We start from the raw sequence: 15,112 nt of genomic DNA, 5'->3' as shown, positions 1-15,112 counted from the left end.
CGCCTGGCCGAACGGCCGGGCCGGCCGCGCCGCGCGGCATGCGCGCGGGTGGCCGGCCGCCGCTGCGTCAGTTCTTGGTGCCGAACAGGCGGTCGCCCGCATCGCCGAGGCCCGGCACGATGTAGGCGTGTTCGTTCAGGTGCGAGTCGAGCGACGCGACGAACAGCTTGACGTCGGGGTGCGCGTCCTGGAACACCTGAACGCCCTCGGGCGCGGCGACGAGCGCGACGAACATGATGTTCGCGGCCGGCACGTTGCGGCGCTTGAGCACGTCGACGGCGTGCACGGCCGAATAGCCGGTCGCGACCATCGGGTCGCACAGGATGAAGATGCGGTCGTCGAGATCGGGCAGCCGCACGAGATATTCGACCGGCCGATGATCGTCCGCACGATAGACGCCGATATGGCCGACGCGCGCGGACGGGATCAGGTCGAGCAGGCCGTCCGACATCCCGACGCCCGCGCGCAGCACGGGCACGATCGCGAGCTTCTTGCCCGCGATCACCGGCGCGTCGATCTCGACGAGCGGGGTTTCGACCCGCTTCGTCGTGATCGGCAGATTGCGGGTGATCTCGTAGCCCATCAGCAGCGTGATCTCGCGCAGCAGTTCGCGGAACGTGCGCGTCGACGTGTCCTTGTCGCGCATGTGCGTGAGCTTGTGCTGGATCAGCGGGTGATCGAGGATGAAGAGATTCGGGAAACGGCTGTCCTGTTTCATGACGGGGGAGCGCCTTGCGGCAAAAGGGGATCGGGAGGGCGGCGGCAGGCGCAAGCCGGTCGCGCACGCATGGTCGCAATTTTACCAAGGCGCGCCGCGCGATCCGGATATTATCGACGTCTCACGACAACCCGCGCGCCGCGCGCGTCCGTGCCACCGGTGCGCGGCGCGACGGAATCCGTGCCGGCGCGCGTCGCAACCCTGGGGAAATCGACGATGGATCTCGGCATCGAAGGAAAGACCGCGCTCGTATGCGCGGCGAGCAAGGGACTCGGGCGCGGCTGCGCGCAGGCGCTGGCCGCCGAAGGCGTGAATCTCGTGATCGTCGCGCGCACGCGCGCGACGCTCGAGGAAACGGCGGAGGAAATTCGCGCGGCATCGAACGTGTCGGTCACGGCCGTCGCGTGCGACATCACGACGCCCGAGGGTCGCGCGGCCGCGCTGGCCGCGTGCCCGCAGCCCGACATTCTCGTGACGAATGCGGGCGGCCCGCCGCCCGGCGACTTCCGCGATTTCTCGCACGACGACTGGATCCGCGCGCTCGAAGCGAACATGCTCACGCCGATCGAGCTGATCCGCGCAACCGTCGACGGCATGATCGCGCGGCGCTTCGGCCGGATCGTCAACATCACGAGCTCGGCCGTGAAGGCGCCGATCGACGTGCTGGCGCTGTCGAACGGCGCGCGCTCGGGGCTGACCGGCTTCGTCGCGGGGCTCGCGCGCAAGGTCGCGCCGCACGGCGTGACGATCAACAACCTGCTGCCGGGGCTGTTCGATACCGACCGCATCGCGACGACGCTCGCGGCGGCCGCGAAGGCGCAAGGCGTGACGGTCGACGAATTGCGTGCGCGGCGCGCGAAGGAAATCCCGGCCGGCCGTCTCGGCACGCGCGAAGAGTTCGGCGCCGCGTGCGCGTTCCTCTGCAGCGTGCATGCCGCGTATATCACCGGCCAGAACTGGCTGCTCGACGGCGGCGCGTACCCCGGCACGTTCTGACGCTGCGCGCGCCGTACCGTCAACGACAATCACAACCCTGAAGGACGAAGGATCTGGAGATGAGCAAACCCCGCATCGCACTGATTGCGCACGACGCGAAGAAGGACGAGATCGTCGCACTCGCGGGCCAATACCGCGCGGTCCTCGCGCAATGCCGGCTGGTCGCCACCGGCACGACGGGCGGCCGGATCGCGGCCGCGCACGGGCTCGAGGTCGAGCGCAAGCTGTCGGGGCCGCTCGGCGGCGACCTGCAGATCGGCGCGGAACTGGCGGACGGGCGCGTCGACGTCGTCGTGTTCCTGCGCGATCCGATGACCGCGCAGCCGCACGATCCCGACATCACCGCGCTCGTGCGCGCGTGCGACGTGCATAACGTGCCGGTCGCGACCAACGTCGCGACCGCGCGGATGCTGCTCGACGATCTGGCGCGGACGATGCAGGACGTCTGTTAGGTCGACGTGAAGGGCGCCGCGACGGCCGGGCTCGCCTGTGCCGCAGCCGTGACGTGCCGGCGCGGCTGTCGCGCAGGCATGCGAGCCGCGGCCCGACGGCGCACCGGTTCCGGCATCGCGGCGCAGCGCAGCCGGCGAAAGCCGGGCGTCAGCCGCGCGTCGCGCGAAGCGTTCGGCAGTCTGCGCGATGCCCCTGCGCGCATGTAGGGATTGCGAAGACGCGCTGCGAAATCGCGCACGACGCGCGAGAATCGCGCGGTGCGTGCGCGCGTCCGAACGAAGGCGTCGCCGTCCGGCCGACGCCGACGCGCCAGCTGCACTGCATTCCCACCCAACGAGGAGCGAAACGATGCCGAAAGCAATCCGATACGACCAGCCCGGCGGCCCGGACGTGATGAAGTGGGTCGACGTCGAGGTCGGCGCGCCGCAGGCGGGCGAAGTCCGCATCAAGCAGCATGCGGTCGGGCTCAACTACATCGACGTGTACTTCCGTACCGGCCTCTATCCGCAGCCGCTGCCCGGCGGCCTCGGCATGGAGGCGGCCGGCGAGGTGGCGGCCGTCGGCCAAGGCGTCGGCGCGCTGAAAGTCGGCGACCGCGTCGCGTACGTCGCGCAGCCGCCCGGCGCCTATGCGCAGGAACGCGTGCTGTCGGCCGAGCGCGTCGTGAAGCTGCCCGACGGCATCGGCTACGACGACGCGGCGTCGGTGATGCTGCAGGGTCTAACTGCCCATTACCTGCTGCGCCGCACGTATCCGGTGAAGGCCGGCGATACGATCCTGATCCACGCGGCTGCCGGCGGCGTGGGGCTGCTCGTGTGCCAGTGGGCGAAGGCGCTCGGCGCGACCGTGATCGGCACGGTCGGCTCCGACGAGAAGGCCGAGCTCGCGAAGGCGCACGGCTGCGATCATCCGATCGTCTATACGCGCGAGAACTTCACGCAGCGCGTGAAGGAGATCACGAACGGCGCGGGCGTGCCCGTCGTCTACGATTCGATCGGCAAGGACACCTACATCGGCTCGCTCGACTGTCTCGCGCCGCTCGGCTATTTCGTCAGCTTCGGCAACGCGTCGGGCCCGCTGCCGCCGATCGACTCGAAGGAATTCTCGTCGCGCGGCTCGCTGTTCTTCACGCGGCCGACGCTGTTCTCGTACATCGCGAAGCGCGCCGATCTCGAATCGGCGGCCGCCGAGCTGTTCGACGTGATCCTGTCGGGCAAGGTGAAGACGAGCATCAATCAGCGCTATCCGCTCGCGGAAGTCGGCCGCGCGCATGCCGATCTCGAAGCGCGCAAGACGACCGGCTCGACGATTCTCGTTCCTTGACCGCCGCTTTTGCCTAGTGCGTGCCGGCGCCGCGCCGGCACGCGTCCTCGCGCGCGGCAGTCGCACTGCCGCCCGTCCTGCCCGCCGTTTTCCAGTTTCCCACCGTTTCGCATCGCCTCGCGTTCGCCGCGTCGTGCGTTTACGCGTTTTTTATATCCACCCGATCACCTTTGATCCGTTCTTTACGCGCCTTCCCATAATGTTCGAGTCGTCCGATTTCGACGACGGAGAACACAAAAATGGATGGGGTTTTCATCGGCGCACTGGCGGTCTTCACCGCGCTGATCCTCGGCTCGATCGCCGGTTGCGAGAAGCTCGCGCAATACGGCCGCGGGGGGCGCGCATGACCTGGATGCTGTGGCTCGCGGGGATGTCCGCCGCGCTGTTGTTCGCGTATCTCGTCTATGCGCTGCTGCGCGCGGAGGACATCGAATGAACGCGAACAACCTGTTTCAGACGCTGCTGTTCATCGCCGTGCTGCTCGCGGCCGCCGTACCGGTCGCGCGCTATCTGACGGCCGTGATGGACGGCAGTTCGCGCGTGGTGCGCGTGTTCGCGCCGCTCGAACGCGTGCTGTATCGCATTGCGGGCGTCGACGCCGGCACCGAGATGAACTGGAAGCAGTATGCGATCGCGACGATCGCGTTCAACGCGCTCGGTGCGCTGTTCCTCTATGCGCTGCTGCGCGTGCAGGGCATGCTGCCCGGCAACCCGCAGCAGTTCGGCGCGATGACCGTCGACGGCGCGTTCAACACGGCCGTCAGCTTCGTCACCAACACGAACTGGCAGGACTACACGCCCGAGCAGACGGTCAGCTACCTGACGCAGATGCTCGGCCTGACCGTGCAGAACTTCCTGTCGGCGGCGACCGGCATCGTCGTCGTGATCGCGCTGATCCGCGGCTTCGCGCGCCACACCGCGCAGACGATCGGCAACTTCTGGGTCGACCTGACGCGCGTGACGCTGTATGTGCTGGTGCCGATGGCGGCGATCGTCGCCGCGCTGCTGATGAGCCAGGGCGTGATCCAGAACCTGAAGACGTACCAGGACGTGCCGGTGCTGCAGGCGAGCACCTATGCGGCGCCGAAGCTCGACGCGCAGGGCAACCCGGTGAAGGACGACAAGGGCAATGCGGTGACGGTGCCCACGCCGCTCACGAAGCAGACGCTCGCGATGGGCCCGGTCGCGTCGCAGGAAGCGATCAAGATGCTCGGCACCAACGGCGGCGGCTTCTTCAACGCGAACTCCGCGCATCCGTTCGAGAACCCGACGCCGTTCTCGAACTTCCTGCAGATCTTCGCGATCCTGATCATCCCGGCCGCGCTCTGTCTCGTGTTCGGCCGCATGATCGGCGATCGCCGGCAGGGCATCGCCGTGCTTGCCGCGATGACGGTCGCCTTCGCGGTCGCGATCGGCGTCGAGGTGAGCGCCGAGCAGGCCGGCAATCCGACGCTCGCTGCACTTCACGTCGACCAGTCGACCAGCGTGCTGCAGCCGGGCGGCAACATGGAAGGCAAGGAAACGCGCTTCGGCATCGCGCAGACCGGCATCTTCACGGTCGCGACCACGGCCGCGTCGTGCGGCGCGGTCGACACGATGCACGATTCGCTGACGCCGCTCGGCGGCCTCGTACCGATGCTGCTGATGCAGCTTGGCGAGGTGGTGTTCGGCGGTGTCGGCTCGGGGCTCTACGGGATGCTCGTGTTCGCGCTGCTTGCGGTGTTCGTCGCGGGGCTGATGATCGGCCGCACGCCCGAATACGTCGGCAAGAAGATCGAGTCGTACGAGATGAAGATGGTGTCGATCGTCGTGCTGCTCACGCCGCTGCTCGTGCTGGTCGGCACGTCGATCGCCGTGCTCGTCGATGCGGGCAGGGCCGGCATCGCGAACCCCGGCCCGCACGGCTTTTCGGAAATCCTCTACGCGTTCAGCTCGGCCGCGAACAACAACGGCAGCGCGTTTGCGGGCCTGACGGTCGGCACGCCGTTCTACAACTGGATGACCGCGATCGCGATGTGGTTCGGCCGCTTCGGCACGATCGTGCCGGTGCTCGCGATCGCCGGCTCGCTCGCGTCGAAGAAGCGCATCGCCGCGACGAGCGGCACGCTGCCCACGCATGGCCCGCTGTTCGTCGTGCTGCTGCTCGGCACGGTGCTGCTGGTCGGCGCGCTGACCTACGTGCCGGCGCTCGCGCTCGGCCCGGGCGTCGAGCATCTGATGATGTGGCTGGGCGCATGACGCGCGGCCGAAACGACAAGGCATCGAAGAGATCGCAATGACTCAACATTCCGCTACCCGCTCCATGTTCGACCCGGCGCTCGTGCGTCCGGCGATCGTGGCGTCGTTCAAGAAACTCACGCCGCGTACGCAGTTCCGCAACCCGGTGATGTTCTGCGTGTACGTCGGCAGCATCCTGACGACGGTGCTATGGATCGCCGCGCTCACGGGGCAGGCCGACGCGCCGGCCGGCTTCATCCTCGCGATCGCGCTGTGGCTGTGGTTCACGGTCCTGTTCGCGAACTTCGCGGAGGCGCTCGCCGAAGGGCGCTCGAAGGCGCAGGCCGCGTCGCTGCGCAGCGCGAAGAAAGACGTGATGGCGAAGAAGCTCAACGAGCCGCATCCGAAGTCGCCGATCCGCATCACGACCGCGTCCGACCTGCGCAAAGGCGACGTCGTGCTGGTCGAGGCCGGCGACGTGATTCCGGCCGACGGCGAGGTCGTCGACGGCGTCGCGTCGGTCGACGAATCGGCGATCACCGGCGAATCGGCGCCGGTGATCCGCGAGTCGGGCGGCGACTTCTCGTCGGTGACGGGCGGCACGCGCGTGCTGTCCGACTGGATCGTCGTGAAGGTGACGGCGAACCCCGGCGAGGCGTTCCTCGACCGGATGATCGCGATGGTCGAAGGCGCGAAGCGCAAGAAGACGCCGAACGAGGTCGCGCTGACGATCCTGCTCGTCGCGCTGACGATCGTGATGCTGCTCGCGACCGCGACGCTGCTGCCGTTCTCGATGTTCTCGGTCGACGCGATGAAAGCCGGCCACGTGGTGACGATCACGGCGCTCGTCGCGCTACTCGTCTGTCTGATCCCGACGACGATCGGCGGCCTGCTGTCTGCGATCGGCGTGGCCGGGATGAGCCGGATGATGCAGGCGAACGTGATCGCGACGTCGGGCCGTGCGGTCGAGGCGGCCGGCGACGTCGACGTGCTGCTGCTCGACAAGACCGGCACGATCACGCTCGGCAACCGTCAGGCGTCGCTGTTCGTGCCGGCGCCGGGCGTGACGGAGGAGGCGCTGGCCGACGCCGCGCAACTGTCGTCGCTCGCCGACGAGACGCCCGAAGGCCGCAGCATCGTCGTGCTCGCGAAGGAGCGCTTCAACATCCGTCAACGCGACATGGCGCAGCTGCATGCGACGTTCCTCGGCTTCTCCGCGCAGACGCGCATGAGCGGCGTCGACCTGCCGGGGCGCGAGATCCGCAAGGGCGCGGCCGACGCGATCAAGCGCTATGTCGAGACGCACGGCAGCCGCTTTCCCGACGAAGTGCGGCGCGCCGTCGACGACGTCGCGCGCCGCGGCAGCACGCCGCTCGTCGTGGCCGAGCTGCAGCAGGGCGCGGCGCGCGTGCTCGGCGTGATCGAGCTGAAGGACATCGTGAAGGGCGGCATCAAGGAGCGCTTCGCGGAGCTGCGCAAGATGGGCATCAAGACCGTGATGGTGACGGGCGACAACCGGCTGACGGCCGCGGCGATCGCGGCGGAGGCGGGCGTCGACGACTTCCTCGCGGAAGCGACGCCGGAAACGAAGCTCGCGACGATCCGCGAGCATCAGGCGGCCGGACGCCTCGTCGCGATGACGGGCGACGGCACCAACGACGCGCCGGCGCTCGCGCAGGCCGACGTCGCGGTCGCGATGAATACAGGCACGCAGGCCGCGAAGGAAGCGGGCAACATGGTCGACCTCGATTCCAACCCGACCAAGCTGATCGAGATCGTCGAGATCGGCAAGCAGATGCTGATGACGCGCGGCTCGCTGACCACATTCTCGATCGCGAACGACATCGCGAAGTATTTCGCGATCATCCCGGCCGCGTTCGTGACCACCTATCCGCAGCTGAAGGTGCTCGACATCATGCATCTGAGCTCGCCCGCGTCGGCGATCCTGTCGGCCGTGATCTTCAACGCGCTGATCATCGTCGCGCTGATTCCGCTCGCGCTGAAGGGCGTCGCGTACCGGCCGCTCGGCGCCGCGTCGCTGCTGCGCCGCAACCTGCTCGTGTACGGCCTCGGCGGCGTGCTGCTGCCGTTCCCGTTCATCAAGCTGATCGACATGACGCTCGCCGCGCTCGGCTGGGCCTGATGCGCCACTCGAAGGAAACATCATGAAATCGTTGATTCGTCCGCTCGTCGTGATTTTTGTCGTGCTGACCGCCGTCACGGGGCTCGCGTATCCCGCGGTGCTGACCGCGTTCGGCCAGGCCGTGTTCCCGTGGCAGGCGAACGGCAGCCTGATCGAGCGCAACGGCCAGGTCGTCGGCTCCGCGCTGATCGGCCAGTCGTTCGATGCGCCGAAGTACTTCTGGGGGCGGCTCTCGGCCACCGCGCCGATGCCGTACAACGCGGCCGGCTCGGGCGGCTCGAACCTCGGCCCGCTGAACCCGTCGCTTGCCGAGCAGGTGAAGGCGCGCATCGCCGCGCTGCGCGATGCGGGCACCGACCTGTCGAAACCGGTGCCGGTCGATCTCGTGACGGCGTCGGCGAGCGGCCTCGATCCGGAGATCACGCCGGCCGCTGCCGCCTACCAGATCGAACGCGTCGCCAACGCGCGCCGTCTCTCGCGCGAGACGGTCGCGCAGCTCGTCGCGGCGAACACGACGGGGCGCCAGTTCGGCGTGCTCGGCGAGCCGCGCGTGAACGTGCTGAAGCTGAATCTCGCGCTCGACGCGGCGCAGGCCGCACACTGAGCATGCGGCGCGGCGCGTGGCGTCCGGTGCGGCGCGTACCGCGCCGGGCGCGGGTTTTTGGACGGCACGCGCGCCGTCTTTGCCTTTTGTGGCGATTTGGACCGACAATGCCCTCACTTGCGCGCTCCCGGGCGCTCCGCCTTCCGCCAGCATGAACCGCCCCGATCCCGATCAACTGCTCGATAAGCTGCAACGCGACGAGGAAAAGCAGCGGCGCGGCCGGCTCAAGATCTTCTTCGGCGCGTCGGCCGGCGTCGGCAAGACCTACGCGATGCTGCAGGCCGCGCGCCAGCGCAGGCAGGACGGCGTCGATGTCGTGGTCGGCATCGTCGAGACGCACGGCCGTGGCGAAACCGCCGCGCTGCTCGACGGCCTCGACGTGCTGCCGCTCGCGCGCATCGACTATCGCGGCCGCACGCTGGCCGAATTCGATCTCGACGCCGCGCTCGCACGCGCGCCGCAACTGATCCTCGTCGACGAGCTCGCGCATTCGAACGTGCAGGGCGCGCGGCACCTGAAGCGCTGGCAGGACGTCTACGAACTGCTCGACGCGGGGATCGACGTCTATACGACCGTCAACGTCCAGCATCTCGAAAGCCTGAACGACGTGGTCGGCGCGATTACCGGCATCCGCGTCTGGGAGACGGTGCCCGACCGCGTGTTCGACGCGGCCGACGAAGTCACGCTGGTCGACCTGCCGGCCGAGGAATTGCTCGCGCGGATGCGCGACGGCAAGGTCTATCTCGCGCAGCAGGCCGAGCGTGCGGTGCGCAACTTCTTCCGCAAGGGCAACCTGATCGCGCTGCGCGAACTGGCGTTGCGGCGCACCGCCGATCGCGTCGACGCGCAGATGCGCGAATACCGTGCGGACCGTTCGATCCAGCGCATCTGGCAGGCGCGCGAACGCTTGCTCGTCTGCGTCGGCCCGGGCCCCGAGGCGCCGACGCTGGTGCGCGCGGCCGCGCGGCTCGCGGCGAGCCTGAAGGCCGACTGGATTGCCGTGTATGTCGAGACGCCGCGCCTGCAGCGGCTGCCCGATGCCGAGCGGCAGCGCACGCTCGACGCACTGAAGCTCGCGGCCGAACTCGGCGCGGAGACGGCCACGCTCGCCGGCGGCGATGCGGTCGCCGCGCTGATCGGCTATGCGAAGGTGCGCAACGTGTCGAAGCTCGTCGCGGGCGGCTCGCAGAAGACCGGCCTCGCGCGCTGGTTCGCACGCCCGTTCGGCGACCAGCTCGCCGAGCGCGCCGGCGACGTCGACCTGATGCTGATCCGTGCGTCGGCGAGCGACGAGGTGCGCGCGGCGCCGCTCGACGCGCGCGTGCGCGACTGGCGCGACGCGTTCGCGCGGCTCGGCGGCCGTCGTTCGCCGCCGCGCCACTATGCGTACGCGGCCGCGATCTGCGCGGCGATCACGGTCGTCGCGAGCGTCGTCGCCGAGCGGCTCGACCTGACCAATCTCGTGATGCTGTACCTGCTCGGCGTCGTGTTCTCCGCGGTGCGGCTCGGCCGCGGCCCGGGCGTGCTGCAGTCGTTCCTGTCGGTGGCCGCGTTCGATTTCTTCTTCGTGCCGCCGCGCATGTCGCTGTCGGTCAGCGATACGCAGTACCTGCTGACCTTCTTCGGGATGCTGCTGACGTCGCTGGTGATCAGCCACCTGACGTCGAGCCTCACGCGCGAGGCCGACCTCGCGCAGCGCCGCGAACGCCGTACCGGCGCGATCTACGCGATGGCGCGCGAGCTGGGCGCCGCGCTCACGACCGAGCAGATCGTCGAGATCGGCAGCCGCCATGTGGGCGAGGTGTTCCGCGCGCGCGTTGCGATCCTGCTGCCGGACAGCGCGGACCAGGTGCAGCAGAAGATCGAGGATCCCGACGCGACCGTCACGCTGACCGGCGCCGATCTCGACAGCGACGTCGGCCAGTGGGTATACGACCAGCAGAAGCCGGCCGGCCGCGGCACCGACACGCTGCCCGCGACGATCGCGCTGTACTTGCCGCTGAAGGCGCCGATGCGCACGCGCGGCGTGCTCGCGGTTGCGTCGAACGAGCCGCGCGAGCTCGAAGTGCCCGAGCAGCGGCGGATGCTCGACGCGTTCGCCGCGCAGATCGCACTCGCGCTCGAGCGCGTGCATTACGTCGACATCGCGCGCGACGCGCTCGTCAGCATGGAATCCGAGCGGCTGCGCAACTCGCTGCTGTCGGCGATCTCGCACGACCTGCGCACGCCGCTCACGACGATCGTCGGCTTCTCCTCGATGCTCGCGAACGCTCGCGCCGCTGCACCGGCGGGCGACGCGGCCGCTGCCGCGCGCATCGCGCAGCGCGAAGGCGAACTCGTCGACGCGATCCACGACGAAGCGCTGCGCATGACCGGCATCGTCACGAACCTGCTCGACATGGCGCGGCTGCAGGCCGGCAGCCTGCAGCTCAAGCGCCAGTGGTCGCTGCTCGAGGAGACGGTCGGCGCGGCGCTGGCCGCCTGCAAGCGCGTGCTCGCGCGCCATCCGGTGCGCGTCGCGCTGCCGCCCGACCTGCCGCTGCTGCAGATGGACGCGGTACTGATGGAGCGCCTGTTCACCAACCTGTTCGAGAACGCGGCGAAGTACACGCCGCCCGACACGCCGATCGAGATCGGCGCGGAGCGCGTGACCGACGACGGCGCGCCCGACGCAAGACCGTTCGTGCGCGTGCATGTCGACGATCGTGGCCCCGGCCTGCCGGCCGGCATGGAAACGCGGATCTTCGACAAGTTCACGCGCGGCGAGAAGGAATCGGCGACGCCCGGCATCGGGCTCGGCCTCGCGATCTGCCGCGCGATCGTCGAAGCGCACGGCGGTAGAATCGGCGCACTCAACCGCACCGCGCCCGACGGCCGCGTGACGGGCGCGCGCTTCTGGTTCACGCTGCCGGTCGACACGCCGCCGGACACGCCCGCCGCGCCCGACGACGAACCCGACGCGCTGCCCGCGCCATCCTCCTCCGAATCATCGCCCGACCATGAGTGAACCGAGCCTGACCGTCGTTCTGATCGAGGACGAAAAGCAGATCCGCCGCTTCGTGCGCGCCGCGCTCGAAGAGGAGGACATCGCCGTGTTCGAGGCCGAGACGGGCAAGCAGGGGCTGATCGATGCGGCGACGCGCCAGCCCGATCTCGTAATCGTCGATCTCGGCTTGCCCGACACCGACGGGCTCGACGTGATCCGTGAACTGCGCGGCTGGTCCGAGGTGCCGGTGATCGTACTGTCCGCGCGTACGCAGGAAGAGGAGAAGGTCGCCGCGCTCGACGCGGGCGCGGACGACTACCTGACCAAGCCGTTCGGCGTGTCCGAGCTGCGCGCGCGGATCCGTGCGCAACTGCGCCGGCGCAACCAGGGCGGCGCGAACGAATCGCCGAAGGTCAACTTCGGCACCGTGAGCGTCGATCTCGCGCTGCGCCAGGTGTGGCGCGACGGCGAGATCGTCCACCTGACGCCGCTCGAATACCGGCTGCTCGCGACGCTCGTGCGGCACGCGGGGCGCGTGCTCACGCACCGTCAGCTGCTGCGCGACGTGTGGGGACCGTCGCATGTCGAGAGCCATCACTACCTGCGCATCTACATGGCGCACCTGCGGCAGAAGCTCGAGCGCGATCCCGCGCAGCCCGAGCATATCGTCACCGAAACGGGCGTCGGTTACCGGCTGGTCGGCGCCGCGTGAAAGCGGCCCGCGCTGCGTCACGGCGCGGCTTTCGTATGACTTCCGCGGCATCGTGTCCGCCGCGCATCGACACGCGCGGATCCGCACAGCGCCGCCCATTCCCCGTTATGCTCACCGTTCCGGAACAATAAACGAGGAGCGTGCCATGCTCGTCCGTTTCGCTGTCTCTTGCGCCCTGGCATTTGCCGTGTCCGACGCGCTCGCGCAACCGCTGCCGCCCGGGCAGCAGCCGGCGCAGACGTCCCGGCCGGCGCTGGCCAACCCCGCATCGGTCAACTGCGAAAAGCTCGGCGGCCGGCACGTGATCCGCAGCCTGCCGCGCGGGCAGGTCGGCATGTGCGTGTTCAAGGACGGTCGCGTGTGCGAGGAATGGACGCTGTACCGCGACGATCGCTGCGTCGGCGGCGTCGTGCCGAAGCGCGTCGCGCAGTAACGGGGCGGCCGACGCGCATACCGGCGGCTTGCTATACTCGGCGCCGCCCGGGGACGACCCCGGGTCATTCGCTTCAACGGGGACGGCCCCATCCGATACGGAGTGCGTCGAGATGGCGTGGGTATTGTTGTTGATCGCCGGTTTGCTGGAAGTCGCGTGGGCGGCCGGCATGAAGTCGTCGGAAGGTTTCACGAAGCTGGGCCCGTCGGTGTTTACGATCGTCACGGCGCTGGCCAGCTTCGGGCTGCTCGCGGTCGCGATGCGTCAACTGCCGCTCGGTACCGCCTATGCGGTCTGGACGGGCATCGGCGCCGTCGGCGCGTTCGTGTTCGGCATCGTGATGATGGGCGAGGCGCTGACCGTCGCGCGCGTCGCGAGCGCCGCGCTGATCGTCGTCGGGCTGATCGGCCTGAAGCTGTCGTCGGCCGCGTGAGGCCTGCGCCGGCCGCCGCGCCTTGCGCCGCATGGGGGAATTGCGGCGGCCGGACCGATACGCTGTCTATAATGGAACGCATTCGGGTCTGAAAGCCGTTTCGCCGCCGTTCGAGGGCGCGGCGGCATCCTCGGCCGCCACGCGCCGCGCGGCCGCACATATCGATTCGACCCGGCCGATCGGCAAAGGCACGGCACGTGCAAGGGAGAGGGCCATGATCGAAGCCATTTCGCTCGGCGCGGGGCTCGCTTGGGCGAGCGGCCTGCGCCTGTACCTCACCGTGCTGATCGCCGGCGTGCTGGCACGCGTCGGCTGGCTGCATCTGCCCGATACGCTTGCCGTGCTGACCTCGCCGTGGGTGATCGGCGCCGCCGCCGTGCTGGCCGTCACCGAATTCCTCGCCGACAAGATCCCCGCATTCGATTCGCTGTGGGATGCCGTGCATACCTTCATCCGCATCCCGGCCGGCGCCGTGCTCGCGGCCGGCGCGCTCGGCCACGCCGATCCGACGGTGCTGGCGGTCGCGGGCCTCGGGGGCGGCTCGCTCGCCGGCGCCGCGCACGTCGCGAAGGCCGGCACGCGCGCGCTGATCAACCTGTCTCCGGAACCGATCTCGAACTGGGTCGCATCGTCGACCGAGGACGGCCTCGTGTTCGGCGGGCTCGCGCTCGCGTTCTTCGTGCCGCTCGTGTTCCTCGTGCTGCTCGTCGCGTTCATCGCGTGCTCGGCCTGGGCGTTGCCGCGGCTGTGGCGCGGTGTGTCGGGCGGCTTTCGCGGGATGGCGACGCACATGGTGTCGCGGCTGAACTCGATCGGAGGCAAGCGCGATTGACCGAGCCGTCGACGCCCGCGCGCACTGATCTGCGCCCGACTGCACCAGCCGGCCGCTTCGGCCGGCGCGACCTGATCCGCCAGGCCGCGCGGATGACGGCGCGCGACTGGCGCGCCGGCGAGTTGACGCTGCTCGTGCTCGCACTGGTCCTCGCCGTTGCCGCGCTGACGAGCGTCGGCTTTCTCGCCGACCGGCTGCGCCAGGGGCTCGAGCGCGATGCGCGGCAAATGCTCGGCGCCGACTTCGTCGTCCGCGCCGATCATCCGGTCGATCCGTCGTTCGATCGCGAAGCGCGTGCGCTGGGACTGCGCACCGCGACGACGGCCATCTTCCCGAGCATGATCGCGTCGACGTCGGGCGGCGACGCGGCGCCCGCGCGTCTCGCGGCCGTGAAGGCCGTGTCGCCGGCGTATCCGCTGCGCGGCGCGGTCGAGATCGTGCCGGCCGGTGCGACGGCGGCGCGCAAGGCGACCGCCATTCCGGCGCCCGGCACCGTGTGGGCCGACCCGGCGCTGCTCGACGCGCTGCATCTGAAACCCGGCGACGCCGTGCGCGTCGGGCAGCGTACCTTCACGGTGGCCGCCTCGATTTCCCGCGAGCTCGATCGCGGTTTCTCGTTCGTCAATTTCTCGCCGCGGCTGATGATGCGTGCGGACGAACTGGCCGCGACGGGGCTGGCCGGCTACGGCAGCCGCGTCACGTACCGGCTGCTCGTCGCGGGCGCACCGGAGGCCGTCGTGCGCTTCGAAGCCTATGCGCACGCGCGCGTCGACGGCGGCAAGCTGCGCGGCGTCGGCCTCGAATCGCTGCAGGAGGGCCAGCCTCAGGTGCGGCAGACGCTCGATCGCGCGCGTCATTTCCTGACGCTCGTCGCGCTTTTGACCGCGCTGCTCGCGGCGGTCGCGATCGCGATGGCGGCGCAGCGCTATATGCGACGCCACCTCGACGGTTGCGCGACGATGCGCTGCCTCGGCGTGAGCCGCCGTACGCTCGGCGCGCTGTTCGCGCTCGAATTCGCGGGCGTCGGCGTCGTGTCGGGCCTCGCGGGCGCGGCGCTCGGCTACGGCGGCCACTGGGTGCTGCTCGCCGCATTGGGCGGGTTGATCGACGTCGCGCTGCCGGCGCCGACGCCGTGGCCCGCGCTCGTCGGCATCGGCGCCGCGCTGGTGCTGCTGCTCGGTTTCGCACTGCCGCCGCTCGCGCCGCTCACGCGCGTGCCGCCCGTGCGCGTGCTGCGCCGCGACTGGGGCGACGCGTCGCGT

The 15,112-nt window shown here is 69.6% G+C and carries 14 protein-coding genes; 13 read left to right on the top strand and 1 reads right to left on the bottom strand.

The window, feature by feature from the left end; translation table 11 throughout:
* Nucleotides 1–67: 67 nt before the first annotated feature.
* Nucleotides 68–718, bottom strand: a complete 651-nt coding sequence (gene upp, locus HMPREF3115_RS18910) for a uracil phosphoribosyltransferase (RefSeq protein WP_006398746.1) — start codon at nucleotides 716–718, stop codon at nucleotides 68–70.
* Between the two features lie 216 nt (nucleotides 719–934).
* Between upp and HMPREF3115_RS18905 the strand changes: the two genes are divergently transcribed.
* The 13 genes from HMPREF3115_RS18905 to HMPREF3115_RS18840 form a co-directional block, all read left to right on the top strand.
* Nucleotides 935–1,714: an SDR family oxidoreductase gene (locus tag HMPREF3115_RS18905; protein ID WP_006398747.1), complete on the top strand. Its 780-nt coding sequence runs from the start codon at nucleotides 935–937 to the stop codon at nucleotides 1,712–1,714.
* A gap of 59 nt (nucleotides 1,715–1,773) precedes the next feature.
* On the top strand, nucleotides 1,774–2,166 hold the full coding sequence (locus HMPREF3115_RS18900; protein ID WP_006398748.1) for a methylglyoxal synthase: 393 nt from the start codon (nucleotides 1,774–1,776) through the stop codon (nucleotides 2,164–2,166).
* Nucleotides 2,167–2,515: 349 nt separating this feature from the next.
* On the top strand, nucleotides 2,516–3,490 hold the full coding sequence (locus HMPREF3115_RS18890; RefSeq protein ID WP_070555612.1) for a quinone oxidoreductase family protein: 975 nt from the start codon (nucleotides 2,516–2,518) through the stop codon (nucleotides 3,488–3,490).
* A 343-nt stretch (nucleotides 3,491–3,833) separates the two neighbouring features.
* On the top strand, nucleotides 3,834–3,926 hold the full coding sequence (kdpF, locus tag HMPREF3115_RS18885) for a K(+)-transporting ATPase subunit F (protein ID WP_012212987.1): 93 nt from the start codon (nucleotides 3,834–3,836) through the stop codon (nucleotides 3,924–3,926).
* Nucleotides 3,923–5,728 carry a potassium-transporting ATPase subunit KdpA gene (kdpA, locus tag HMPREF3115_RS18880; RefSeq protein ID WP_070555610.1) on the top strand — a complete coding sequence of 602 codons (1,806 nt, stop codon included), beginning with the start codon at nucleotides 3,923–3,925 and terminating at the stop codon, nucleotides 5,726–5,728. Before kdpF ends, kdpA begins: the two co-directional genes overlap by 4 nt.
* Nucleotides 5,729–5,765: 37 nt before the next feature.
* Nucleotides 5,766–7,850 carry a potassium-transporting ATPase subunit KdpB gene (gene kdpB / locus HMPREF3115_RS18875; protein ID WP_035488706.1) on the top strand — a complete coding sequence of 695 codons (2,085 nt, stop codon included), beginning with the start codon at nucleotides 5,766–5,768 and terminating at the stop codon, nucleotides 7,848–7,850.
* 22 nt (nucleotides 7,851–7,872) lie between these two features.
* A complete protein-coding gene (gene kdpC / locus HMPREF3115_RS18870) occupies nucleotides 7,873–8,454 on the top strand; it encodes a potassium-transporting ATPase subunit KdpC (RefSeq protein WP_070555608.1) in 582 nt (193 codons plus the stop codon).
* A 151-nt stretch (nucleotides 8,455–8,605) separates the two neighbouring features.
* Nucleotides 8,606–11,461, top strand: coding sequence for a DUF4118 domain-containing protein (locus HMPREF3115_RS18865; protein ID WP_070555606.1), 2,856 nt, complete (start codon nucleotides 8,606–8,608; stop codon nucleotides 11,459–11,461).
* Nucleotides 11,454–12,152: a two-component system response regulator KdpE gene (gene kdpE / locus HMPREF3115_RS18860; RefSeq protein ID WP_006405591.1), complete on the top strand. Its 699-nt coding sequence runs from the start codon at nucleotides 11,454–11,456 to the stop codon at nucleotides 12,150–12,152. The genes HMPREF3115_RS18865 and kdpE overlap by 8 nt, the downstream gene beginning before the upstream one ends.
* Before the next feature lie 145 nt (nucleotides 12,153–12,297).
* Nucleotides 12,298–12,585, top strand: coding sequence for a putative hemolysin (locus HMPREF3115_RS18855; protein ID WP_035488708.1), 288 nt, complete (start codon nucleotides 12,298–12,300; stop codon nucleotides 12,583–12,585).
* Between the two features lie 112 nt (nucleotides 12,586–12,697).
* Nucleotides 12,698–13,018, top strand: a complete 321-nt coding sequence (gene sugE / locus HMPREF3115_RS18850; RefSeq protein WP_006398760.1) for a quaternary ammonium compound efflux SMR transporter SugE — start codon at nucleotides 12,698–12,700, stop codon at nucleotides 13,016–13,018.
* Between the two features lie 214 nt (nucleotides 13,019–13,232).
* Nucleotides 13,233–13,850 carry a DUF4126 domain-containing protein gene (locus HMPREF3115_RS18845; RefSeq protein WP_070555604.1) on the top strand — a complete coding sequence of 206 codons (618 nt, stop codon included), beginning with the start codon at nucleotides 13,233–13,235 and terminating at the stop codon, nucleotides 13,848–13,850.
* Between the two features lie 92 nt (nucleotides 13,851–13,942).
* Nucleotides 13,943–15,112: ABC transporter permease (locus HMPREF3115_RS18840; RefSeq protein WP_371089502.1), on the top strand; the 1,170-nt coding region annotated here is incomplete at its 3' end.

Origin of the sequence: Burkholderia sp. HMSC10F09, assembly GCF_001806955.1 — a bacterium.
Lineage (GTDB): Bacteria > Pseudomonadota > Gammaproteobacteria > Burkholderiales > Burkholderiaceae > Burkholderia > Burkholderia multivorans.
This window is presented reverse-complemented; position numbering and strand designations above follow the sequence as displayed.

Coding starts and splice junctions, on each gene's coding strand:
- HMPREF3115_RS18900 (WP_006398748.1), top strand. CDS start 1,774: ATGAGCAAACCCCGCATCGCACTGATTGCGCACGACGCGAAGAAGGAC.
- sugE (WP_006398760.1), top strand. CDS start 12,698: ATGGCGTGGGTATTGTTGTTGATCGCCGGTTTGCTGGAAGTCGCGTGG.
- kdpF (WP_012212987.1), top strand. CDS start 3,834: ATGACCTGGATGCTGTGGCTCGCGGGGATGTCCGCCGCGCTGTTGTTC.
- HMPREF3115_RS18905 (WP_006398747.1), top strand. CDS start 935: ATGGATCTCGGCATCGAAGGAAAGACCGCGCTCGTATGCGCGGCGAGC.
- HMPREF3115_RS18865 (WP_070555606.1), top strand. CDS start 8,606: ATGAACCGCCCCGATCCCGATCAACTGCTCGATAAGCTGCAACGCGAC.
- HMPREF3115_RS18890 (WP_070555612.1), top strand. CDS start 2,516: ATGCCGAAAGCAATCCGATACGACCAGCCCGGCGGCCCGGACGTGATG.
- kdpE (WP_006405591.1), top strand. CDS start 11,454: ATGAGTGAACCGAGCCTGACCGTCGTTCTGATCGAGGACGAAAAGCAG.
- HMPREF3115_RS18845 (WP_070555604.1), top strand. CDS start 13,233: ATGATCGAAGCCATTTCGCTCGGCGCGGGGCTCGCTTGGGCGAGCGGC.
- upp (WP_006398746.1), bottom strand. CDS start 718: ATGAAACAGGACAGCCGTTTCCCGAATCTCTTCATCCTCGATCACCCG.
- HMPREF3115_RS18855 (WP_035488708.1), top strand. CDS start 12,298: ATGCTCGTCCGTTTCGCTGTCTCTTGCGCCCTGGCATTTGCCGTGTCC.
- kdpA (WP_070555610.1), top strand. CDS start 3,923: ATGAACGCGAACAACCTGTTTCAGACGCTGCTGTTCATCGCCGTGCTG.
- kdpC (WP_070555608.1), top strand. CDS start 7,873: ATGAAATCGTTGATTCGTCCGCTCGTCGTGATTTTTGTCGTGCTGACC.
- kdpB (WP_035488706.1), top strand. CDS start 5,766: ATGACTCAACATTCCGCTACCCGCTCCATGTTCGACCCGGCGCTCGTG.